The 20,244-nt window shown below is 60.8% G+C and carries 23 protein-coding genes and 1 tRNA gene; 11 read left to right on the top strand and 13 right to left on the bottom strand.

Annotation, left to right across the window (positions count from 1 at the left end; all coding sequences use genetic code 11):
* Positions 1 to 29: 29 nt before the first annotated feature.
* Positions 30 to 119 (bottom strand) — tRNA-Ser (locus ACR3E4_RS13665).
* 204 nt (positions 120 to 323) lie between these two features.
* Between ACR3E4_RS13665 and ACR3E4_RS13660 the strand changes: the two genes are divergently transcribed.
* From ACR3E4_RS13660 to ACR3E4_RS13625, 8 genes are all read left to right on the top strand, one after another.
* Positions 324 to 1,649 carry an SPOR domain-containing protein gene (locus ACR3E4_RS13660; RefSeq protein ID WP_480529835.1) on the top strand — a complete coding sequence of 442 codons (1,326 nt, stop codon included), beginning with the start codon at positions 324 to 326 and terminating at the stop codon, positions 1,647 to 1,649.
* Between the two features lie 16 nt (positions 1,650 to 1,665).
* A complete protein-coding gene (locus ACR3E4_RS13655; protein WP_480529837.1) occupies positions 1,666 to 2,832 on the top strand; it encodes a D-alanyl-D-alanine carboxypeptidase family protein in 1,167 nt (388 codons plus the stop codon).
* 11 nt (positions 2,833 to 2,843) lie between these two features.
* Complete coding sequence (gene tmk / locus ACR3E4_RS13650; protein WP_480530583.1) at positions 2,844 to 3,455, top strand: dTMP kinase; 612 nt, start codon at positions 2,844 to 2,846, stop codon at positions 3,453 to 3,455.
* Positions 3,456 to 3,462: 7 nt separating this feature from the next.
* Positions 3,463 to 4,581 carry a DNA polymerase III subunit delta' gene (locus tag ACR3E4_RS13645; RefSeq protein ID WP_480529839.1) on the top strand — a complete coding sequence of 373 codons (1,119 nt, stop codon included), beginning with the start codon at positions 3,463 to 3,465 and terminating at the stop codon, positions 4,579 to 4,581.
* On the top strand, positions 4,581 to 5,387 hold the full coding sequence (locus ACR3E4_RS13640; protein WP_480529841.1) for a TatD family hydrolase: 807 nt from the start codon (positions 4,581 to 4,583) through the stop codon (positions 5,385 to 5,387). The genes ACR3E4_RS13645 and ACR3E4_RS13640 overlap by 1 nt, the downstream gene beginning before the upstream one ends.
* Positions 5,384 to 6,181 carry an MBL fold metallo-hydrolase gene (locus ACR3E4_RS13635; protein WP_480529843.1) on the top strand — a complete coding sequence of 266 codons (798 nt, stop codon included), beginning with the start codon at positions 5,384 to 5,386 and terminating at the stop codon, positions 6,179 to 6,181. The genes ACR3E4_RS13640 and ACR3E4_RS13635 overlap by 4 nt, the downstream gene beginning before the upstream one ends.
* 46 nt (positions 6,182 to 6,227) lie before the next feature.
* Positions 6,228 to 7,160 carry an AEC family transporter gene (locus ACR3E4_RS13630; RefSeq protein ID WP_480529845.1) on the top strand — a complete coding sequence of 311 codons (933 nt, stop codon included), beginning with the start codon at positions 6,228 to 6,230 and terminating at the stop codon, positions 7,158 to 7,160.
* A gap of 62 nt (positions 7,161 to 7,222) precedes the next feature.
* On the top strand, positions 7,223 to 7,909 hold the full coding sequence (locus ACR3E4_RS13625) for a CbiX/SirB N-terminal domain-containing protein (protein ID WP_480529847.1): 687 nt from the start codon (positions 7,223 to 7,225) through the stop codon (positions 7,907 to 7,909).
* 15 nt (positions 7,910 to 7,924) lie between these two features.
* Here ACR3E4_RS13625 and ACR3E4_RS13620 read toward each other — a convergent pair whose 3' ends face one another.
* The 5 genes from ACR3E4_RS13620 to ACR3E4_RS13600 all read right to left on the bottom strand — a co-directional run bounded on the left by ACR3E4_RS13620 (position 7,925) and on the right by ACR3E4_RS13600 (position 12,295).
* Positions 7,925 to 8,923, bottom strand: coding sequence for a diguanylate cyclase domain-containing protein (locus ACR3E4_RS13620; RefSeq protein WP_480529849.1), 999 nt, complete (start codon positions 8,921 to 8,923; stop codon positions 7,925 to 7,927).
* Positions 8,920 to 9,507: a heme NO-binding domain-containing protein gene (locus tag ACR3E4_RS13615; protein ID WP_480529851.1), complete on the bottom strand. Its 588-nt coding sequence runs from the start codon at positions 9,505 to 9,507 to the stop codon at positions 8,920 to 8,922. The genes ACR3E4_RS13620 and ACR3E4_RS13615 overlap by 4 nt, the downstream gene beginning before the upstream one ends.
* A 115-nt stretch (positions 9,508 to 9,622) precedes the next feature.
* Complete coding sequence (locus tag ACR3E4_RS13610; RefSeq protein WP_480529852.1) at positions 9,623 to 11,182, bottom strand: trimethylamine methyltransferase family protein; 1,560 nt, start codon at positions 11,180 to 11,182, stop codon at positions 9,623 to 9,625.
* Positions 11,183 to 11,299: 117 nt separating this feature from the next.
* Positions 11,300 to 11,992, bottom strand: coding sequence for an HAD family hydrolase (locus tag ACR3E4_RS13605; RefSeq protein WP_480529853.1), 693 nt, complete (start codon positions 11,990 to 11,992; stop codon positions 11,300 to 11,302).
* Between the two features lie 18 nt (positions 11,993 to 12,010).
* Complete coding sequence (locus ACR3E4_RS13600) at positions 12,011 to 12,295, bottom strand: DUF3572 domain-containing protein (RefSeq protein WP_480529855.1); 285 nt, start codon at positions 12,293 to 12,295, stop codon at positions 12,011 to 12,013.
* A gap of 89 nt (positions 12,296 to 12,384) precedes the next feature.
* Between ACR3E4_RS13600 and ACR3E4_RS13595 the strand changes: the two genes are divergently transcribed.
* Positions 12,385 to 13,785, top strand: a complete 1,401-nt coding sequence (locus ACR3E4_RS13595) for a diguanylate cyclase (protein WP_480529857.1) — start codon at positions 12,385 to 12,387, stop codon at positions 13,783 to 13,785.
* 4 nt (positions 13,786 to 13,789) lie between these two features.
* Here ACR3E4_RS13595 and ACR3E4_RS13590 read toward each other — a convergent pair whose 3' ends face one another.
* From ACR3E4_RS13590 to ACR3E4_RS13575, 4 genes are read right to left on the bottom strand one after another with little or no spacing between them, the layout of a single operon-like run.
* On the bottom strand, positions 13,790 to 14,263 hold the full coding sequence (locus ACR3E4_RS13590; RefSeq protein ID WP_480529859.1) for a periplasmic heavy metal sensor: 474 nt from the start codon (positions 14,261 to 14,263) through the stop codon (positions 13,790 to 13,792).
* Positions 14,260 to 14,604, bottom strand: coding sequence for a hypothetical protein (locus ACR3E4_RS13585; protein ID WP_480529861.1), 345 nt, complete (start codon positions 14,602 to 14,604; stop codon positions 14,260 to 14,262). Before ACR3E4_RS13585 ends, ACR3E4_RS13590 begins: the two co-directional genes overlap by 4 nt.
* On the bottom strand, positions 14,597 to 15,211 hold the full coding sequence (locus ACR3E4_RS13580) for an RNA polymerase sigma factor (RefSeq protein ID WP_480529863.1): 615 nt from the start codon (positions 15,209 to 15,211) through the stop codon (positions 14,597 to 14,599). The genes ACR3E4_RS13585 and ACR3E4_RS13580 overlap by 8 nt, the downstream gene beginning before the upstream one ends.
* A 6-nt stretch (positions 15,212 to 15,217) precedes the next feature.
* The gene (locus tag ACR3E4_RS13575; RefSeq protein WP_480529865.1) at positions 15,218 to 15,673 is read right to left on the bottom strand and encodes an EF-hand domain-containing protein; all 456 of its coding nucleotides are present in this window, start codon (positions 15,671 to 15,673) and stop codon (positions 15,218 to 15,220) included.
* Positions 15,674 to 15,893: 220 nt separating this feature from the next.
* Between ACR3E4_RS13575 and ACR3E4_RS13570 the strand changes: the two genes are divergently transcribed.
* Both ACR3E4_RS13570 and ACR3E4_RS13565 read left to right on the top strand, forming a co-directional pair.
* Positions 15,894 to 16,292 (top strand): DUF983 domain-containing protein, encoded by a 399-nt coding sequence (locus tag ACR3E4_RS13570; protein ID WP_480529867.1) that lies wholly within the window; start codon positions 15,894 to 15,896, stop codon positions 16,290 to 16,292.
* The gene (locus tag ACR3E4_RS13565; protein ID WP_480529869.1) at positions 16,289 to 16,990 is read left to right on the top strand and encodes an NUDIX hydrolase; all 702 of its coding nucleotides are present in this window, start codon (positions 16,289 to 16,291) and stop codon (positions 16,988 to 16,990) included. The genes ACR3E4_RS13570 and ACR3E4_RS13565 overlap by 4 nt, the downstream gene beginning before the upstream one ends.
* Here the strand turns inward: ACR3E4_RS13565 and ACR3E4_RS13560 are convergent.
* From ACR3E4_RS13560 to ACR3E4_RS13550, 3 genes are read right to left on the bottom strand one after another with little or no spacing between them, the layout of a single operon-like run.
* A complete protein-coding gene (locus ACR3E4_RS13560) occupies positions 16,987 to 18,654 on the bottom strand; it encodes a ribonuclease J (RefSeq protein WP_480529871.1) in 1,668 nt (555 codons plus the stop codon). The genes ACR3E4_RS13565 and ACR3E4_RS13560 overlap by 4 nt on opposite strands.
* Complete coding sequence (locus ACR3E4_RS13555) at positions 18,651 to 19,430, bottom strand: type III pantothenate kinase (protein ID WP_480529873.1); 780 nt, start codon at positions 19,428 to 19,430, stop codon at positions 18,651 to 18,653. The genes ACR3E4_RS13560 and ACR3E4_RS13555 overlap by 4 nt, the downstream gene beginning before the upstream one ends.
* An 11-nt stretch (positions 19,431 to 19,441) precedes the next feature.
* Positions 19,442 to 20,191: a biotin--[acetyl-CoA-carboxylase] ligase gene (locus tag ACR3E4_RS13550; RefSeq protein WP_480529875.1), complete on the bottom strand. Its 750-nt coding sequence runs from the start codon at positions 20,189 to 20,191 to the stop codon at positions 19,442 to 19,444.
* Positions 20,192 to 20,244 lie beyond the last annotated feature (53 nt).

Genomic DNA, 20,244 nt, shown 5'->3' with positions numbered 1-20,244 from the left:
CCATCGTAAGCGCTTCGCGAGAGGGTGAGTGGCGGGGAGACAGGGATTCGAACCCTGGGAACGCTCTCACGTTCAACGGTTTTCAAGACCGCCGCATTCGACCACTCTGCCACCTCCCCGCGTGAGGCCGGGTCTAAGCCCAGTTGCGCACAGAGGCAAGACATAAAGCGGGAATTATTGCCGAAGCGAAAGCAGCGCTCTTTCCATGGCCAGACACCCGCGTTATGATCCGCGCATGAGACCGCACGAGACTGGCAACAAGAACCAGCGCGCACGCGGTAGGGGCACGGCCGAAAAGGCCTGGTCAGGCAAGGGATGAGACAATGAAGCGAGCGACTGGCACACGCTTTGGGCCGCAACGGCTGGCGTTTCTGGCCGTGAGTATGGTGGCCCTGACAGGCTGCGAAGAAGGGTTCGGATTGCAGGACCCACCGGCTGAAGAATCCGAAAGCAAAAACGCAGACAATACCAACCGGTTTGAACTGTTCCCCTCTGCAGACGCATCAAATCAACGTGATGTCGAAGCCCCCGAGGTGTTTCAGGTAACCGAGGCCGGGCTTTGGGACGGGCGCCCGTCGCTGGGTGGTATCTGGGTGGCGCATCCTGACGTCTCGCAACCCGAACGGGTGTTGATCAAGAACACTTCGAACAACAAAACCGTCACCGGAGCGCTGTTCCGTCGCGAGCGGAATCTGCCCGGACCTGCGCTACAGGTATCATCGTCAGCCGCATCGCAATTGGGCATGCTGGCCGGTGCGCCGACCCGGATCGAAGTGGTCGCGTTGCGACGCGAGGCGGTCGAACCTGCTCCGCCTCCAATTGCCGAAGAACCGGGGGACGCAGATACGCCAGAGGCAGACGCGGCAGCCACGGATACGGCACAGGCGGATGCGGCAGAAAAACCCGCCAAGCGGAAATGGTGGCAGAAGAAGCCTGCGGATGAGACCAACGCCGCCGGCGCTGCTGCAGTTGCCGGTGCGGCTGCTGGTGCAGCGGCCGCTTCATCCGGGGATGAAACCGCAAAAGCCAGCGCCGAAGTCACTGACGCGGCTACAGACGTCGCTGAAGCAACCGTCGAAGCTGCGACCGGCGAAGCCCCCGCGAAACGGAAATGGTGGCAGAAGAAAACACCCGAAGAGGCTGGTGCCCAGGCTGCTGAGGCAGCTACCGCTCCTCTGGCCGAAACCGGCACCGAGGCCGCGCTGGCCGGCAGTCAGACAGCCGCTCTGTCCGATCCGGAGATCACTCCGCCGGCAGAGAAGCCTGCCAAGCGCAAGTGGTGGCAAAAGAAAGACCCCAACGCCATCACCGAAACGCCGCTGGACCCGATTGCCGGGGCCGCCGCAGCGATCGATGCCAGCGAGCCTACCACAGCCGCTGCAGCCGCCGCCGCAAGCCCCGAAACGACGGGCGGTCTGGCCAAGCCCTTTGTCCAGGCCGGGACATTCAGCGTGGAAGCGAATGCCAAAAGCGCTGCCGAAAAGATCCGCCGCAACGGCATGTCCGCCGATGTGGCCGAGCTGAAAAGCGACGACAGGTCGGTCTGGCGGGTGCTGGTCGGTCCAGCCTCGACCCGGGCCGAACGCCGCGCGTTGCTGAATGATGTCAAAGACCTTGGCTTCACCGACGCCTTCGCGGCCAAGAACTAAAAACAGGAGACCCAAGATGCTGTCTGCCTTAAAATCCACATGCCTGGCCCTTGGGCTGACTGTTCTGGCCCTGCCTGCGTTCGCCTTCGACACCACCGCACGCGCAGCTTATGTCATGGACCAGAAAACCGGCACGGTGCTGTTGTCGAAAGATGCAGACCAGCCCTTGCCCCCGGCATCGATGTCGAAACTCATGACGCTCTATGTCGCGTTCGAGGCCCTGCGCGATGGGCGTCTGACGCTGGACGAAACCCTGCCCGTCTCGGAGCACGCCATGAGCTATGGCGGCTCGACCATGTTCCTGAACACGCAGGATCGCGTGCGGGTCGAGGATCTGTTGCGCGGGATCATTGTGCTGTCGGGCAATGACGCCTGCGTGGTGATCGCCGAAGCCCTCAGCCCCGACGGGACCGAGGCCGGATTCGCCCGCTTCATGACCCAACGCGCCCAGCAGATGGGCATGAACAACTCGAACTTCGCCAATTCCAACGGCTGGCCTGCTGCCGGGCATATGATGTCCGTGCATGATCTGGCGGTTCTGGCAAATCGCCTGATCACCGATTTCCCGGAATACTACCCCCTGTTCGCCGAGGAAGTGTTCGAGTTTGATGGCCGCGCGCCTTCGAACTCGCGCAACCGCAACCCATTGCTGAATCTGGGGATTGGAGCAGACGGGCTGAAAACCGGTCACACGCAAGAGGCCGGTTATGGTCTTGTCGGCTCGGCCAAACAGGGCGACCGCCGGGTTGTCTTTGTGCTTTCAGGACTCGATAGCATCGGCAAACGGGCAGAGGAGGCTGAGGCCGTGGTTAACTGGTCGTTTCGAAATTTTGTCGAGAGGACAGTTGCCAAGGCGGACGAACCGGTAGCGCAGGCCAAGCTCTGGATGGGCGCGGAAAAGACCGTGGGGCTGGTGCCCGAAGAGGACCTGACCCTGCTGTTCCCAGTTTTGGGGGACAAGGACATCAAAGCCGAGGTGGTCTATGACGGCCCGATCAACGCGCCGGTATCGAAGGGTCAGCAACTGGCCGAACTGGTGATCCAGCCCGAAGGTCTGCCGGAAATCCGCCGCCCGCTGGTGGCTGACAGAGACGTCGCGCAAGGCGGGTTCGTTGTACGAATGATGACCGTTGGCGGCATCGTCCTGAAAGACGTCGTCAATATCCCGCTGGAGCAAATGTGACGCCGCGCGGGATGTTCCTGACCTTTGAAGGCATTGACGGATCGGGTAAGTCCACGCAGGCACGCCTGCTGGCCGATCACCTGCGCCGCGAAGGCCGCGAGGTCGTCCTGACGCGTGAGCCCGGCGGCTCGGCGGGGGCCGAGGAAATCCGCAGCCTGGTTCTGCAAGGTGACCCGGACCGCTGGTCGGCCGAGACCGAGATCCTGCTGTTCACCGCCGCCCGCCGTGATCATCTTGAACGCACAATCGAACCGGCTTTGGCTGCGGGCAAAGTGGTGATCTGCGATCGTTTCGCCGACAGCACCCGCATGTATCAGGGCCTGTCGCGCGGCGATCTGCGCGGAATGGTAGACCAGTTGCATAGCTTGATGATCGGGCGCGAACCAGACCTGACACTGCTGATCGACATGGATCCTGATACGGGCCTATCGCGTGCCAAAGGGCGTCAGGGCGCGGAAGAACGGTTCGAGGATTTCGGCGTTGACCTGCAACAGAAGATGCGCGCCGGGTTCCTGGCACTGGCGCAGGAATTTTCGGATCGTTTCCGGATCGTCGATGGCAACCGGGACATGGACAGCGTCGCGCAGGATGTGACAGAACTCGTCACAGCAACCCTGCGATAGACGAGACATGAGCGACGACACCCCAACCCCGGATCAGGCCCCCGGCGCCCCCCATCCTCGGGAAACCCTGCGGCTGTTCGGTCAGGACGCCGCCGAACAGGCCTTTCTGACCGCCTATGCCTCGGATCGCCTGCATCACGGCTGGCTGCTGACCGGCCCGCGCGGTGTCGGCAAAGCGTCGCTTGCCTGGCGTATCGCGCGGTTTCTGCTGGCCACACCTCCGACGGAGGACGGCGGTCTGTTCGGGGCACCGCCACCACCGGATACGTTGGACATTGACCCGGACCATCCCGTCGCACATCGCATTCTGGCGGGGGCTGAGCCGGGGCTGGCTGCCATCACCCGATCCGTGAACGATCAGGGACGTCTGCGTAACGAGATCGTGGTTGACGATGTTCGCAAACTGGGCCGTTTCTTTGGCCTGTCCTCAGCCGATGGCGGTCGACGGGTCGTCATCGTGGATTCGGCGGATGAGATGAATACCAGCGCTGCCAACGCGCTGCTGAAAATGCTCGAAGAACCCCCGGCACGTACCACACTGCTGCTGATTTCGCATCAACCCTCGCGTCTGCTGCCCACCATCCGGTCCCGCTGCCGGATCCTGCGCCTGTCGCCTCTGGGGGTCGCGGATATGCAGGCCGCGCTGGCGCAAACCGAAGCGGAACTGCCCGCGCAGACGGATCATCTGGCGGCTCTGGCGGCGGGTTCGGTAGGCGACGCGGTGCGTCTGATAAATCTGGGCGGGCTGGAGCTTTATGCCGAATTGATCGCTATTCTGGGCACCCTGCCCCGGCTTGACCGGCAGCGCGCCCTGAGGCTGGCGGAAACCGCAGCCCAGCGTGGTGCTGCTGAGCGGTTCGACCTGCTTCTGTCCCTGATCGACATCGCCCTGTCCCGGCTGGCGCTGACCGGTGCAACTGGCGCCGCCCCACAACCCGAGGCCGCCCCGAACGAGGCCGAAACGCTGGCCCGCCTGTCCGGTTCACCACACAAGGCCCGCCAATGGGCCGAGGCCGCCGCCCTGATTACTTCACGCGCGCGGCATGGGCAGGCGGTGAACCTTGACCCTGCCTCGCTTGTTCTAGATACGGTGTTCAAGATACAGGAAACCGCCGGTCACCGCTGATGAGCCCCACCCCTGAAATTACCGACAGCCATTGCCATCTGGATTTCCCGGATTTCGACGGCCAGCTGGACGAAATCGTCGCCCGTGCCGCCGAGGCTGGTGTAACGCGGATGGTCACCATTTGCACCCGCCTGCACAACGAACCCGGCGTGCGCGCCATCGCCGAGGCCCACGCTCCGGTCTTCTACGCCGCCGGCACCCACCCGATGAGCGCGGCGGACGAGCCGATGGCCACGGTTGACGAACTGGTCGCACTTTCCCGTCATCCGAAATTCGTCGGTATCGGTGAAAGCGGGCTGGACTATCACTACACTGCGGACTCGGCAGAGGTGCAGAAACAATCGCTGCGCATCCATATCGAGGCCGCGCAACAAACCGGGCTGCCGCTGATCATCCATGCCCGTGCCGCCGATGACGACATGGCGCGCATTCTGGCCGAAGAATACCGCAACGCGCCCTATTCCTGCGTGATGCACTGCTTCTCTTCCTCGGCTGAACTGGCCCGCGCGGCGCTTGATCTGGGCTTTTACCTGTCCATGTCCGGCATCGCTGCTTTCCCCAAAAGTCAGGAGTTGCGCGATATCTTCGCCAGCGCCCCGGTCGACCGCATTCTGGTAGAAACCGACGCGCCCTATCTGGCGCCGCCGCCCTATCGCGGCAAGCGCAATGAGCCCGCCTATACCGCCCACACTGCCCGCAAAGGGGCCGAAGTGTTCGGGATGGATTACAGTGACTTCGCCGCCCAAACGCAGGCCAATTTCGACCGGCTGTTCACCAAGGCCGCCACGTACAAGGCCGCCGCATGAGTGAATTGCGCTGCACAATTCTGGGCTGCGGATCATCCGGAGGCGTCCCCCGGCTGGGCGGTGTCTGGGGGGACTGTGATCCGGACAATCCCAGAAATGTGCGCCGCCGGTGTTCCATGCTGGTCGAGCGTGACGGGCCGGATGGGACCACCACGGTCCTGATCGACACGTCTCCGGATATGCGCAGCCAGTTGCTGAGCAGCGGGACCGGCCGTCTGGATGCGGTCGTCTATACCCATTCGCACGCGGACCACACGAACGGTCTGGACGACCTGCGGATGATTGCATTCAACATGAAGGCCCGCGTTCCGGTCTGGGCCGATGGCGACACGCAGAACGACCTGCTCAGCCGGTTTGGCTATGCTTTCGTACAGCCCAAGGGCTCTCCTTACCCGCCGATCCTCGATCTGCTCACCATCGACGGACCGTTCGAGATCGACGGCCCGGGCGGAGCGATCGCTTTGCAGCCGTTTCTGGTAAACCACGGATCAATTGACGCGCTGGGGTTCAAGATCGGGAACATCGCCTATCTTCCTGATGTTGCAGAGATTTATGACGACGCCTGGAACACTCTGAAAGGGCTCGACTGCCTGATCATCGACGCCTTGCGCCGCTCGCCCCATCCAACCCATGCACATCTGGAAAAGACGCTGGGCTGGATCGAGCGCCTGACCCCGAAACGCGCCATTCTGACCAACATGCATATCGATATGGATTATGCCACGGTCGAGGCCGAAACCCCGGACCACATCACGCCCGCATATGACGGGATGGTGATCCGGCAATCGCTTTGATGACCGGGCCGCTGCCCGTACCCACCACTAGCGCGATGGCATCGCCATGTTTCAAAGCCTGATTGATGTCATCCTACCCGTCTTTCTGGTCATCGGGGCCGGATATCTATCAACCTGGCTGGGGTATTTCCGAGAAGCCCATATTGACGGTCTGATGAAATTCACGCAGGGCTTTGCGATCCCCTGCCTGTTGTTTCTTGCGATTGCCAATCTGGATCTCAGCGCCAGTTTCGACCCCCGGCTTCTGGGCAGTTTCTACACCGCTGCCGCCTTGTGCTTCACGATCGGCATGCTGGGTGCGCGCCTGATCTTTCACCGAGAATGGGAGGATTGCATCGCCATCGGCTTCTGCTGTCTGTTTTCAAACTCGGTCCTGCTGGGCCTGCCCATCACCGAGCGCGCCTATGGTCCCGAAAACCTGACCGGCAACTTTGCGATCATCGCCTTTCACTCGCCATTCTGCTACTGCGTTGGGATCACGGTGATGGAGGTCTTTCGCAATCGGGGCCATGGCGGCATGCGGATGATCAGATCCGTGTTCACTACCATGTTCAAGAACGCCTTGATCCTCGGCATTACCTTGGGGTTCATCGTCAACCTATCGGGTGTCGGCATCCCAACGGTGGTCGATGATGCGCTGAATCTGATCACTCGTGCCGCATTGCCCGGAGCCTTGTTCGCGCTGGGAGGGGTATTGGTGATGTACCGCCCCGAAGGCGATCTGCGCGCGATCATGTTTGTCTGCGCAATCTCTCTGGTGCTGCATCCCAGCCTGTTCTGGCTGTTCGGAACATCCCTTTCACTGCCGCAGGACCTGTTCCGCTCGGGCGTGCTGACTGCTGCGATGGCACCGGGGTTCAACGCCTATATCTTCGCCAATATCTACGGACGTGCCAAACGGGTCGCCGCCTCTTCGGTTCTGATCGGGACGGCAACGTCAATTCTTTCGGTCTGGTTCTGGTTGACGCTTCTGAACTAATCAACCCATTGACTTTATCCGCCGTCACGACACCTATCGCAGGACCAAACCGGAGCCCGCATATGCCAAACGCCGTCATCGTCGCCCACGGCCAACCCTCAGACCCTGCCCCAGCCGAGGCCGCATTGGCGGCCTTAGCTGCGCAGGTTGGTGCCATGTGCGACCGGACCAAGGTTCACTCAGCCACTTTGGCAGCGCCCCAGGCGTTGGAAACCTGCTTGGACGAACTGCCAGAGGATACGGCGGTTTATCCACTCTTCATGGCTCGCGGTTGGTTCGTGACCAGCGCGTTGCCAAAGCGGATCGGGTCGCGACAGGTGCGGGTTCTCGACCCTTTGGGCGTTGATCCAGAACTGCCTCGATTGGTGGCCGGTTCGCTGGGCGCGGTTCTATCGGACAAAGGATGGGGCGCTGACAACACCGACCTTGTGCTTGCGGCGCATGGATCAGGACGCAGCCCAAACCCGGCGCGCGTCGCTCAGGATTTTTCCAAGACGTTGTCTCAGCACGTTCCTTTCAAGTCCATCCGCACCGGCTTTGTCGAACAGCCCCCCTCAATCTCTGAAGCGGCCGCTGGGACCGGAGAGCACGCCATCTGCCTGCCCTTCTTTGCCTGCACCGGTGGGCATGTGCTGGAGGATGTCCCGCAGGAGTTGCAGCGCGCCGCCTTCACCGGCCACGTCATGCCGGTGATATCAGAGCTGCCACAAGTCCAGCATCACATAGCCGAGACTCTGGATCAGCTTTGAATGTTTCAGCGGCCCTCAACTGGACTGCTGCGCGCCTGACAGTTCCGAATAGAACCGATGACAGGACCGTCCGGCCCGCTTCGCAGCGTAAAGCGCAAGATCGGCGGCATGCAGGATATCGACTGCTTTGGGTACTTCGAACTGGGTCGATAACGCGGTTCCGATGCTGCAGGAAATCCGGCATTCCGCCCCTTCAAATTTCATCGGCTCGCACAGGCGCAAAATCAGACGTTCTGCGATCCGGCTCAGTTTATCGTAGTCCGTCATACCCTTGAAAATCAGTACAAATTCATCCCCGCCCACACGCGCCACAGTGTCATCGCCACGTGTTTCAGCCAGCATGATCTGGGCCGCCTGCTGCAATACATGATCACCGGCGGCGTGCCCCAACCGGTCGTTGACGGATTTGAAATAATCCAGATCTAGATGCATCAGTGCAAATGTCGCCTTCATCGAGATCAGATGACCCAGCAGATGATCCATCGCCCGGCGGTTTTTCAACCCGGTCAACGTATCGGTATAGGCCTGCTCTTCCGCGGCCAGCATGGCCCCTTGCAGCCGAAGGTTCAGGGATCGCGACGCTTCCATCGCTGCAGATTTTGCCTCAACCAGATACAGAAGCTCGATCGCCAGATCGGTCCCCGAGAAATCCGCGCTGGTCAGGGCGTAATCGCGTACCGCGTCCAGAATGGAAATGCCGAAGGACAGGTTGACAACAGCGCCGCCGCCGCCCGGCATTGGTGCAATCAGCCCTTTCAGCGCAGTCTGCGGCGCATCCCGAAATCTGAAGTGCAGTTTCCGTCCGGGTGTCGCCATCAGTTCGGCGACGTTGGCGACCGATCTGGGGCGCAAAAACTCAAAAACGCTTAGAAAGCACGCGCCAGCCATGGGGCGATCCGGTCGCAGCTTCTGCAGTGTTGGCCCCACCTGTGTGATCCGCCCGGCCTCGTCGACCAGCACAAACATCGGGCAAAGGGTTTCCAGCAAACCCGCCAGACCATCCGTACACATCATGCGTTCCGTGCCCCCAAATCGAAATATCGCCCTTCGCTGAACGCGCTTTCGACCAGCGTGATCGAGATCACCTCGGACCCGCCTTGTTGGTCATCATGATTGAGAAACACCAGTGCGCCATAGTCATCCGCCATCGCACGCAGGACACCGGTCATCACACTGGAATAACCGGGCAAGCCGGGAAAGCAGTGCAGACGGAATTCTGCTGGCGATTGCTCCGTCAACTCCAGCGCGGGCAACACCAGGTCCGAGACGGCAAGGCGCACACGGTCCGACAAATCATCGAGCGAATGAAGGAATTCTACATAAGTGACCCCGCCAAACCGCAGAAGACGGCGCAGCCCCTCCATGTTCGGATGCGAAACGAGGTAAGTTCCCAGATCCTCCAGAAATTCGGATTTCGGACGCTCCAGATCGGCGCAAAGGGCGTCCAGCACGCGGGTCGAAACGTCTGTTTCGTAGATCAGCATCGCCTCGAATTCATCGAAATCCAACCCTGCGGCCTGCATCGCCTGCAGCCAGCACTGGCGCCCATAGGTAGCGCACACAAAAGATTGGATCGCCCTGTTGATCAGCCCATGCATGAAAATCCCCGGATCAGAAATCCGGTTCAGGTGACCCCAGAAAGCTTAACAAAAGCCCAAAATCCAAGGTCGGATCATGACAATGCGATGTAATCTCACGCTGAAACCAAAGGCATCAGAAGTCGGTCGGCGCCCCCCCTTCCGCCTTTCGGCGGGCAACGAAATCGGCCAGTTCATCGCGGATCGCCACATCCATTTCAGGTGGCTCGAAGGTGTTCACGATCTCTTTGAACATGCGGTGCGCACGCTCGGCGGTCCAGATGCCACCTGCGGCCTCCCAGGCCTCGTAATTCTTCCAGTCGCTCAGGAATGGCTGGTAGAAGGCGGTCGAGTATCGATCCTGCGTGTGCTGGATGCCAAAGAAGTGCCCGTCATTGCCAACTGCACGAATCGCTTCCAACGCGATCTCATCGGGGCCGGTCGCATTGAGCTCGGGCTGCATATAGCGTTGGATCTGCTGCAGAATTTCACAATCCATAATGAACTTCTCGGGGCTGGCAATCAGCCCGCCCTCAAGCCATCCCGCCGCGTGATAGACCATGTTGGTCCCCGACTGCACCGCCGCCCAAAGCGAGTTCGATGTCTCCCAGATCGCCTGACCGTCCGGCACATTGGCGGCGCACACCCCGGACGACCGCATGGGCAATCCGTAGAACCGCGCCATCTGCCCGGTCATCTGGGTCGAGCGCATATATTCCGGCGTCCCAAATGCAGGCGCGCCGGATTTCATATCGACATTCGACGTGAACGTCCCGATCACGCAGGGAATACCCGGCCGGACATATTGGAACAGCGCAATCGCACACAGCGCCTCGGCCAGAGACTGAGCCACCGCGCCCGCCATCGTCACAGGGGCCATCGCCCCGGCCAGCGTAAATGGCGTCACCACAATCGCTTGCCCGCGCCGCGCCAGCCTGAGGCAGCCGTCGATCATCGGATGGTCGTGTTTCAGCGGCGAGGTCGAGTTGATGTTGGTGTACATCCGTGGGGTCGCCTCGAATTCCTCATGGCTCAGACCGCCGGCAATGCGCACCATCTCCATCACGTCTTCGACACGCTCTTTGCCCAGCGAATAGGCATGCATCGCCTTGTCGGTCAGCGTCAGCTTGTCATACAGCACGTCCAGATGGCGAATGCTGGCGTGGATATCCACCGGCTCGACCGGATAGCCGCCTGCAAAATGGATGCAGTTGAAATACTGCGTCAGCTTCAACAGGTCCTGACACATCCGCCGTGTGCCAGCGACCTTCTTGCCGATCTCCATATCCCAATAGTTCGGGGGCGAGGATACGTTGCCGAACAGCATGGTACGGCCACCAACCTCGATCGTGCGGTCCACATTGCGCGGAGTGATGGTGAATTTGCTCGGGGCTTTGCCCACCATCTCCATCACGAAATCGCGGCCCATGCGAACGTTGTCGCCATTTATGGTGCAACCGGCCTCGCGCAGGATGCCGATGGCTTCTTCATTGTAGAACTCGATCCCGATCTCTTCGAGGATGCGCATCGCGCCCTCATGAATCGCCTCGACCCCCTCCGGGCTCAGCGGTTCCGTCGGCTGATCGATATTGACCGGCGGGTTCCAGGGCATCTGATCGATCACGGCGCTGCCGCGACGGGCGGCGGCACCTGCGCGACCACCGCCGCGACGTTTGCGAGTGTTGCTGTCGGCCATGGGTATCCTCCGGGCAGGCTTTTATTCAGCAAGCCCCGAAGACCACGTTATGGCCGCTCTGTCTGCGACAACAGGTGTCGGTTTCGCCACATGGCGTGACGATTTTCGCCGCAACTGTTAGTTGTTAGAAAGCCAACCCGGAATATGCCCGATATCCGGCAGCACTACATCGGCCAGAGGCTCCAGCATCTCGGCCGGGGCCAATCCCGTCAGAACGCCGATTGTCACCATTCCCGCCGCGCGCCCGGCTTCCAGATCATGCAGGCTGTCCCCGACCATGGCGATACGCGAAGGGTCAATGTCAACATGTTTGGCAAAGGCCAGCATCTGCCCCGGTCCGGGTTTGAACCCATGGCCGCTGTCATATCCGGCAACGAAATCGAAATGATCCCGCACGCCGACCGAAGCCAGGTGCTGCAGAGCTGGCATCTCGCCATCATTGGTGGCAACCCCAAGCTTCAGGCCGCTTTGCCGCAACGCTTCAAGAAACGGAGCCAATGGCACGGACGGAATCTGCTGCGCCTCTGCCGAAGCCCGGTTCAGGATCTCGACAATTTCGGACATCGACCTGTCGGGCAGATGAGGCAGCAGCGCCTCGGCGATTTCGTCGACCGTACCCGCGATGACAATGCTGTCGGCTTCATAACTCTCTTGCGCAAAGTTGAACCCGATGGTTTTCCCCATCTCCGACGCGCGCTGCACATCCCCATCCGACAGGCGCTGCAATGCGACACGACCGAAGGTACCCCATGTCGAAGCGAAATCGAACAGTGTACCGTCCTTGTCGAACAATAGGGCGTCTATGGGCATCAAGGGGGCTCCTGCAGTTTAGGTCCAGTGCATCTCCGCGCGCCCCGACAGTATTGCGTGGGCCTGACCTGGCTGGTCATAGGGGATGGAATTGGCGTCACAAAAGGCGATCACCCACGAATCGTCAAGCAAAAGAAAATCGAGCACCGAGGTCAGAAACTCTGTCTCACCTGCCCCCGCACGCAAGTCATCGGCAGAGGCACCACTGGCGCCCAGAAACACAGGCAAAAGTTCATCATTCCCGACCAGCCAGCCGAGGGCGTTCAGGGCCAGAGTTTCGGCGAATTCGGCAGTGATCGGCATTAACTGGCCTCGGATCGTGTCTTGGAAAGGGTTTATTAACCAGACTCATAAACACTTTGGCAACGCATGCAATCTAACGGTGAACGGCCATGTCTGTGCAAGGCACCATACTCGTCCTCGACGGCGTTTCGACCAATCGCATAATGCTGAAGGTGCAGTTGACGGCGGCCTGGTATCACGTTGTTCAGGGTGAGAAAGTCGCGGGCCTTGCGGCGCTGCTGCGCCGGGCCCGACCTGATCTGGTGCTGACGGCACAGACCCTGCCAGATGGTTCGGCTGCGGATATCAAACGGCTGATGCAGGCCGATCCGGCTCTGGCGGATGTACCGATCGTCGCCCTCACGCCGCAGAATGACAAGGCAGCGCGGCTGCGGGCACTATCGGATGGGATGGATGATGTACTTGGCTATCCGCTCAAGGATACGCTGCTGCTGGCCCGCGTTCGCAGCCTGTTGCGCGCACGTGCTGACCGGCAGGAACTTGGCGTCAAAGACGACCAGCAGTCGATTGGCTTTGCTGAACCGGCAGCCCCGCTGATTGCACCGCCCTCTGCGGCCCGGATTGCAATACTGACGCAGACCCCCCGCACCGGTGCGCTGTGGCGCAAAGCCCTCAGCGCGCAGTGTCGACATCCGCTGAGTGCACATACCCTGCCCAACCTGCAGGGTGTTCTGGGCGCAAACCCACCGGACGCAATCGTGGTCGAGCTTGGGTCTGACGCCTCGGACCTGAAACTGCTGGCCGACCTGCGCTCACGCAATGGCACGCGGCACACGGTGCTGATCGCGGTGTTGAAGGACGGTGATCCGAACCTGGCCGCGGAAGCGCTTGATCGCGGCGCAGATGCGGTTTGCCTCGACGGGTTCAACACCGACGAGATTTCTCTGAGGCTGGAGACCCAGATCGCCCGAAAAACCCGCGATGACCGGCTGCGCGCCACCTTGCGCAAAGGGCTTGCCGAGTCGCTGATTGATCCCCTGACCGGTCTTCACAATCGGCGATACGCCCTGCGCGCGCTGGACCAGATCGCGCACCTGTCCCTGCACAGCAGGCGCGGTTTTGCGGTGATGCTGGCCGATCTGGATCACTTCAAATCCATAAACGACCGTTTTGGTCACGCTGCGGGCGATCTGGTCCTGTCCGAAGCCGCGCGCAGGCTTCAGACCGCGAAAGGGTCGTCCGGTTTCGTCGCCCGGATCGGGGGTGAGGAATTCATGATCGCTCTGCCCGACATCACGGCCAAGCAGGCCCTGGAGCAGGCGGACATCATCTGCGAGAGCATCTGCAATACGCCCTTTCGACTACCCGATCACCGCACCGCAATCCCTGTCACCATCAGCGTTGGCCTGAAACTGTGCACTCCTCAAGACCTTGCCGCAGAATATGAGGGCGATCAGGTCAATCGCCTGATTCGCTCAGCGGACAAAGCGCTCTATGCGGCCAAGAAAGCGGGGCGAAATCAGGTGCAGATTCGAAAGAGCGCCGCGTAAGAGGTCAGTGACGCTTGATGTTCTTGTGCGGGCCACGCTTGACCACCTCTTCCAACCGATCGGCATAGCTGGCGCGTTCATCGTCGCTCATCGCTGCGACCTGCGCCAGCCATTGCATATAAAGCGCTTTTTGCAGCTGTGATGTTTCCCGGGCCTGCTGTTCCAGCAACACCTGGACTGTCATCGCATCGAAGGGCACCGCCCTGAGGGCCTGACTGAGCGCGCCAAAATCCTCTTTGCGCCGAAGCGAACCCTTTCCCCGCACCGACGACAGCTCTCCCCGCAATGCGTTGCGTTCGGCTTTCGGCAGCGCCCGGTAAAGTGCAGAGCCAAAGCCCGGTGGGGCGCTGGCGCGATGATCTCCTTTGAACCGAAGCGCGGTTCCAAAGACCACCCCCGCGACAAGCAGGTTCACAGCCAGCGAGACCGCGAGAAGGATCGGCATCCACTTGCGTTTACGTGCAGGTGTCTCGGTCATTCCGCATCCTCCAGATAAGTGTCATCCAAGCTCAGGTCGGCAATCAGATAGGTCGCTTCTTGCGACACAAAATACTCGGCCGGATCCGGCAGGAAAGTCGGGGCGGTAAAGCCGATCCAGACGCCCGCCGCGCTGGCCGCAATCAGCCCGCCCAGACCCTGCCAGCCCCCAATAGCCCCCAGACGCAGACGCCATTTGGGACGTGGGGTTTTGGCCAGACGCTTCAACCTGACGGCTTCGGCATCGGTTTCGATCCGAACCGCAAGATCGTCAGGAAACGCATCACGCCCGGTGCGCGCCTGCGCAAACAGATTTTCCAGCTCTTTGTCCTGATCAGCCATTTTCATACCCCAGTTCTTCTTTGCGCCCGGCCAGTATCGCCGTCAAAGACCGTTTGCCCCGCGCGGTCAAACTCTCCACCGCTTCAATCGAAATCTCCATGATCCCGGCAATTTCCGGATTGGGCAGTTCTTCGATATGCCGCAGCACAACGGCCTGCCGCTGCCTGTCCGGCAATTGATCCAACGCCTCCTGCAGTGCATCCCGCCGCGCGGCCTCTTGCATCTTGTCGACCACGCTGGCGGCGCCGTCTTCAGGCTCGGGCGCATTCTCTAACGTATCAGGTCGCTTCTTGCGTCGCAGATCCACACACAGGTTCAGCGTCACCCGGTACAACCAGGTCGATATCTGCGCCTGCCCCGGTACCCAGTCCGGAGCGATCTTCCAAAGGCGCATCATCGCCTCTTGCGTCACATCTTCGGCCTCGGCCCGGTTGCCCAGCATTCGCAGCGCGACCGAATAGCTGCGGGGCCCCAGCCTGTCCGTCAACGTCCGGGCCGCCATGACGTCGCCATCAGCAAACAGCCCCAGCAACGCCTCGTTGCTGGGATCGGGCACGGCGGAAGAACCGCCATGCACCATATCCGAATGAGAGGTCAGATCCTCCATCCCGCATCAATTGTTGTCGAAACCCGACTTGTGATGCCGCTTGTACTTGCCCCCCATCCGGTCCTTTGCATCCGCATATTCCTGCTCTGTAATCGCACCGTCACCATCGGCGTCGATACGTTCGAACATCTTGGAGGCCCGGCGCGGTTTCGGCAATTCATCGTCGCTCAGAAACCCGTCCGTGTTTGCGTCCAGCTCTTCAAACATCTTCTTCACACGCTCGTCTGCCCTGACCCGGGCAGCCGCCTGCATTTCTTCAACGCTCAGTTGCCCGTCACCATCGGCATCGGCAGAGGAGAATTCCATCGTCCGTTGTTCGGTGATCTCGGTCAGCGTCACCTTGCCGTCGCCATCGATGTCCAGTTCTTCGAACGTCATACGTGGTCCTTTGGCAAAGACCGCGCCAGCGGTGACAGCCAGAGCCATTGCGACAACACCCGAAACCAGAATTTTGTTTTTCATAGCGTATTTCCCCAATACAGGCGACCCTGTGCCGCCGTTCATATCTACTCAAACGCGGCGATGGCAGATTTCCGTCGCGCTTTGTTCAACTTTTTTGTCTCTGATTGAAACGGCCTCGATTCCTGCTAGGTTGGGCTTCACCGCCGCAAAGCGACGCACCCCCCTTCCTGCCAGGCACGGCCCGGCCTATATCGCCCCAGGATAAACGCGCGAGAGTCACATGACTGATCAGACCATCGACACGACGATCGAGGAAGAACGCCCGACCAAACCGGCATTGATCCGGGGGTTCCGTTGCAAATGCCCGAATTGCGGTGAAGGCAAGCTGCTGTACAGCTACCTCAAGGTAAACGATACCTGTTCGCATTGCGGGCAAGAGCTGTTTCATCACCGTGCCGATGACGGGCCAGCCTATTTGACGATCCTGATCGTGGGGCATCTTCTGGCACCGGCGCTGCATATTTCATACGTGGAATGGCGCCCTGACCCTTGGACCATGGCAATCGGCTTTTCGATCGGCTGTGTCGCGCTGTCGCTTTATTTGTTGCCGCGTCTGAAAGGGGCGGTCGTCGCCTATCAATGGGCGCGCCGGATGCATGGGTTTGGCAAAACCGCATGAGCGCGGACAAGACCGCCATTCGCAATGCCGCTACGGTCATCGTCCTGCGTGACCGGCTGGGCGATCCCTCGATCCTGATGGGGCAGCGCGGTGCAAAAGCCGCGTTCATGCCCAACAAGTTCGTCTTTCCCGGCGGAGCGGTCGACCCGGCGGATGCCGAAATACCGCTGGCCTCTCCGCTTCCCGATCTTTGTGCGGACCGCCTGTCGCAGCAATCCGAGGCGGGTTTACAAAACGCTCTGGCCGCCGCTGCGATCCGTGAATTGTGGGAAGAAACCGGACTTGTCCTTGGCCAACCGGGCGTCTGGCCCAGCACCGCGCCCGCAGATTGGCAGAGCTTTGCCGCGATGGGCTTTGTCCCCGCAGCCTCGGCCCTGCAATTTGTCTTTCGCGCGGTTACTCCGCCCGGACGCCCCCGCCGGTTCGACGCCCGGTTCTTTCTGGTCGATGCCGATGCCATTCAGGGCGATCTGGATGATTTCACCCACGCCTCGGACGAGTTGTCCCATCTGCAGTGGGTGAAAATCCGGCAGGCCCGCGAATACGATCTGCCCTTCATCACCGAGGTGGTTCTGGCCGAAATCGCCGCCCGTGCGGCAGACCCGAACCCGCCGGAAACCGTGCCCTTCTTTCTGAACAACGAAGAGGCCAGCCTGTTCCTGCAGCTTCGGGGCTATCCGATGCCTTATGCGGATTAACGCATCCGGCTGACCACCACGGTAACCTCGGGTTTCTTGCCGATCTCGGCCTGCGCAGTTTGGCGGGCAATCCGACGCAGGCCTTCCTCAAGCTTGTCATCGTCGCGCAGGGTCTTGGCCCCCGCGCGCATCAGAAACTGATTGAGGTCCTCTTCCAACACCTCAACCAACCCCGCGCGGGACGATCCTATCTCGGGCAGACCCATGGTGTCGCACCAGGGCTCGCCCAGAGGTTCATCCTCTTCATCCAGAATGACCGTGATCGTGACATGACCGTTCAGCGCCATGCGAATGCGGTCACGCACTACGCCGTCCAGAGCACCCACCTTCACGGTACCATCCAGATAGGTTCGGCCCGTTTCGACGTAATCTGTCACCTTGGGCGCATTGCCAGTCAGATCCAGCATGGTGCCGTTGACCGCCAATATTCCGGTGCGCCCGCCTGCCTCGGCCAGCTTGGCGTGTTCGCGCAGATGGCGATGCTCGCCATGCATCGGGATCACCATCTGGGGGTCGATCAGTTTATGCACCTGTTCCAGATCGGGCCGATTGGCATGACCCGAAACGTGATACAGGCCCGAGCTGTCATCGACCACATCGACGCCCTTCTCACTCAGCTGGTTCATGATACGGATCACGCCGCGTTCGTTTCCGGGGATGGTTTTGGACGAAAACAGAAACAGATCGCCCTCTTTTGCCTCAAGCCCGCGATACCTGCCGCGTGCCAGTTGTGCGCTGGCGGCACGGCGTTCACCCTGACTGCCGGTGACGATCAGCATCAGGTTCTGGCGCGGCAGGTCAATGGCCTCTTCGGCGCTTACAACTTTTGGGAAATCAGTCAGAATGCCTGTCTCGGTCGCGGCCTCGATCATGCGCCGCATCGCCCGGCCCAGCAACACGACCGAGCGCCCGGCCTTTTGCCCGGCCTCTGCCAGCGTCTTGACCCGCGCAACATTCGACGCAAACGTCGTTGCGATCACCATACCGCTTGCATCCTGCACCAGACGGGTAATCTCGGGTCCCACTTCGGATTCCGAGCGCCCCGCGTGGGCCGAAAAGACATTGGTGCTGTCGCAGACCAGCGCTTTGACACCCGATTTGGCGACCTCAGCCCACAGATCGGGGTCAAAGGGTTCGCCCACCACCGGGTTCGCATCCAGCTTGAAGTCGCCCGTATGCACGACACGGCCCGCAGGCGTATCGATCACCAACCCCGCGCTTTCGGGGATCGAGTGGGATACGGGGAGAAAACCAACCGTAAACGGCCCTGCCTTGATCTGTTCCGGCCAGGCTGATGCCGTCCGCACCGCCTCGGCCGGATGGCCCTGATCCTCCATCTTGCGCCGCGCGATGTTGGCGGTGAACGCGCGGGCATAGATGGGCGCGCCCAACGCCTCATAGCAATGCGCAACCGCTCCGACGTGATCCTCGTGCGCATGGGTGACAAAGATCGCCTCAAGCTGGTCAGCACGCTCTTTCAGCCAGCTGATATCGGCAAAGATCAGATCGACGCCGGGCGAGGTATCCATGTCCGGAAACGCCACGCCCAAATCGACAAGGATCAGCCGTTCTTTCCCCGGCGCGCCGTATCCGTAGACATAGGCATTCATACCGATTTCGCCTGCACCGCCCAGCGGCAGATAGATCAGTCGTTCATTGCTCATGTCGAGCCATTTTCCTTGTTATAGCGATGGATCACGGTCAGCCCGTGCATCGTCAGATCATCCTCAATAGCGTCGAAGCCCACATCCGCCTGATCGAACAGAGGTGCCAGCCCGCCGGTGCCGACGACCTTCATCGCCATTCCGTATTCGGCCTTCACGCGTGAGATCAGCCCTTCGATCAGGCCGGAATAGCCCCAATACACGCCGGACTGAATACAGCCAACCGTGTTCGTGCCGATCACCTTCTCCGGTCTGGTAATGTCGATATGCGGCAACGCTGCCGCGCCTTGATGCAACGCCTCAAGGCTCAGGTTCACCCCCGGGGCGATGATGCCGCCGATATAGGCCCCGTCCGCCGCAACCACGTCGAAATTGGTCGCCGTGCCAAAATCGACCACCACCACATTGCCGCCATGGCGGTCAAAAGCCGCCGCCGCATTGGCCAGACGGTCCGGCCCAGGCACCGTTCCTTCATCCACGCGCGGATTGACCGGCAGCAGGCAGTCGGGCTTGCCAACCACCAAGGGACGACAACCAAAAAACCGATCGGCGAATACCCGAAGGTTGAAGACCACGCGTGGCACGGTCGAGGCGATGATCACATCCGTTATGTCGGCCTCGATCCCGTAATGTTTCACCAAGGTCGAGTACCAAGTGAAATACGCATCCGCCGTCCGAGCGTGATGGGTCGAGGTGCGCAGCGTGCACAGGAAGTTCTCGCCATCCCAGATCGAGAAAACGGTGTTTGTATTGCCGCAATCAATGGCCAGAAGCATTCCCGCCTCCTTCAGAAGAAAACATCCGCGGCAGGTATGCTGACGCGATCCTTCGCGGTTTTTAGGACAAGGTTGCCGCCCGCGTCCACCGTTTCAAAGGTTCCGACCGTCTCCGACGTTGCGGTACGGGCGGTTATGACCTCACCCAATCGGGCCGCCCGCGACAGCCATGCGGTGCGGATCGGCTCAAAACCATACGTGGTGAACTGTGTCTCGTACCGCGCGTAAGCTGCGGCCAGTTCGGTCAGAAAGTCCTCGGGCGTGACCTGAGCACCGGTTTCGGACATCAGCGAAACGGGGCGCACAGCGCCGGGTTCAACTTTATCCGCGGTGGGCGCCTCGGTCAGGTTGACGCCGATACCGATAGACAGATGCGCAACCCCCCTGCCCTGACCGGTGCTTTCCAGCAAAATCCCGGCCAGCTTTCCACCATTCAACAACACATCGTTGGGCCATTTCAGCGTCAGCCCTTGCGCGCGCCCGGTCACCGCCACGCAAGCATCAAACAGTGCCAGGGCGGCCACAAAGCTGCGCAGCGCCGCCTGTTCGGGATTTCCATCAGGCCGCATCAGCAGGGTAGCCGCGAGGTTCCCCTTGGGATTCGCCCAGGCCCGGCCGCGCCGTCCGCGCGCAGCCGTCTGGTGGTGCGCCATGATCCAGACCGGACCGGTCGCAACCGGCGCAAGCCGCGCAGCCTCGTTCAGAGTGCTGTCGACCTCCTGCAACACATGCAGGCCGTATCCCTGTGGCCAATCGCTCATGTCAAAAAGGCCCGGTCAAATGACCGAGCCTCAGATGAGTGAAACACGACGGG

The sequence above is a fragment of the Ruegeria sp. AP11 genome (assembly GCF_056535865.1).
Note: the sequence above shows the minus strand (reverse complement) of the source record. Positions and strands in the feature narration are given on the sequence as shown.

Excerpts from the sequence above, each read along its gene's own strand:
- ACR3E4_RS13620 (WP_480529849.1), bottom strand. The coding sequence starts at position 8,923 with ATGATGTGTACGGATGGTCTGGCGGGTTTGCTGGAAACCCTTTGCCCG.
- ACR3E4_RS13615 (WP_480529851.1), bottom strand. The coding sequence starts at position 9,507 with ATGCATGGGCTGATCAACAGGGCGATCCAATCTTTTGTGTGCGCTACC.
- ACR3E4_RS13635 (WP_480529843.1), top strand. The coding sequence starts at position 5,384 with ATGAGTGAATTGCGCTGCACAATTCTGGGCTGCGGATCATCCGGAGGC.
- ACR3E4_RS13565 (WP_480529869.1), top strand. The coding sequence starts at position 16,289 with ATGAGCGCGGACAAGACCGCCATTCGCAATGCCGCTACGGTCATCGTC.
- ACR3E4_RS13610 (WP_480529852.1), bottom strand. The coding sequence starts at position 11,182 with ATGGCCGACAGCAACACTCGCAAACGTCGCGGCGGTGGTCGCGCAGGT.
- ACR3E4_RS13585 (WP_480529861.1), bottom strand. The coding sequence starts at position 14,604 with ATGGCTGATCAGGACAAAGAGCTGGAAAATCTGTTTGCGCAGGCGCGC.
- ACR3E4_RS13550 (WP_480529875.1), bottom strand. The coding sequence starts at position 20,191 with ATGAGCGATTGGCCACAGGGATACGGCCTGCATGTGTTGCAGGAGGTC.
- ACR3E4_RS13630 (WP_480529845.1), top strand. The coding sequence starts at position 6,228 with ATGTTTCAAAGCCTGATTGATGTCATCCTACCCGTCTTTCTGGTCATC.
- ACR3E4_RS13645 (WP_480529839.1), top strand. The coding sequence starts at position 3,463 with ATGAGCGACGACACCCCAACCCCGGATCAGGCCCCCGGCGCCCCCCAT.
- ACR3E4_RS13570 (WP_480529867.1), top strand. The coding sequence starts at position 15,894 with ATGACTGATCAGACCATCGACACGACGATCGAGGAAGAACGCCCGACC.
- ACR3E4_RS13595 (WP_480529857.1), top strand. The coding sequence starts at position 12,385 with ATGTCTGTGCAAGGCACCATACTCGTCCTCGACGGCGTTTCGACCAAT.
- ACR3E4_RS13580 (WP_480529863.1), bottom strand. The coding sequence starts at position 15,211 with ATGGAGGATCTGACCTCTCATTCGGATATGGTGCATGGCGGTTCTTCC.
- ACR3E4_RS13655 (WP_480529837.1), top strand. The coding sequence starts at position 1,666 with ATGCTGTCTGCCTTAAAATCCACATGCCTGGCCCTTGGGCTGACTGTT.
- ACR3E4_RS13605 (WP_480529853.1), bottom strand. The coding sequence starts at position 11,992 with ATGCCCATAGACGCCCTATTGTTCGACAAGGACGGTACACTGTTCGAT.
- ACR3E4_RS13625 (WP_480529847.1), top strand. The coding sequence starts at position 7,223 with ATGCCAAACGCCGTCATCGTCGCCCACGGCCAACCCTCAGACCCTGCC.
- tmk (WP_480530583.1), top strand. The coding sequence starts at position 2,844 with ATGTTCCTGACCTTTGAAGGCATTGACGGATCGGGTAAGTCCACGCAG.
- ACR3E4_RS13555 (WP_480529873.1), bottom strand. The coding sequence starts at position 19,430 with ATGCTTCTGGCCATTGATTGCGGCAATACAAACACCGTTTTCTCGATC.
- ACR3E4_RS13640 (WP_480529841.1), top strand. The coding sequence starts at position 4,581 with ATGAGCCCCACCCCTGAAATTACCGACAGCCATTGCCATCTGGATTTC.
- ACR3E4_RS13600 (WP_480529855.1), bottom strand. The coding sequence starts at position 12,295 with ATGCCGATCACTGCCGAATTCGCCGAAACTCTGGCCCTGAACGCCCTC.
- ACR3E4_RS13590 (WP_480529859.1), bottom strand. The coding sequence starts at position 14,263 with ATGACCGAGACACCTGCACGTAAACGCAAGTGGATGCCGATCCTTCTC.
- ACR3E4_RS13575 (WP_480529865.1), bottom strand. The coding sequence starts at position 15,673 with ATGAAAAACAAAATTCTGGTTTCGGGTGTTGTCGCAATGGCTCTGGCT.
- ACR3E4_RS13560 (WP_480529871.1), bottom strand. The coding sequence starts at position 18,654 with ATGAGCAATGAACGACTGATCTATCTGCCGCTGGGCGGTGCAGGCGAA.
- ACR3E4_RS13660 (WP_480529835.1), top strand. The coding sequence starts at position 324 with ATGAAGCGAGCGACTGGCACACGCTTTGGGCCGCAACGGCTGGCGTTT.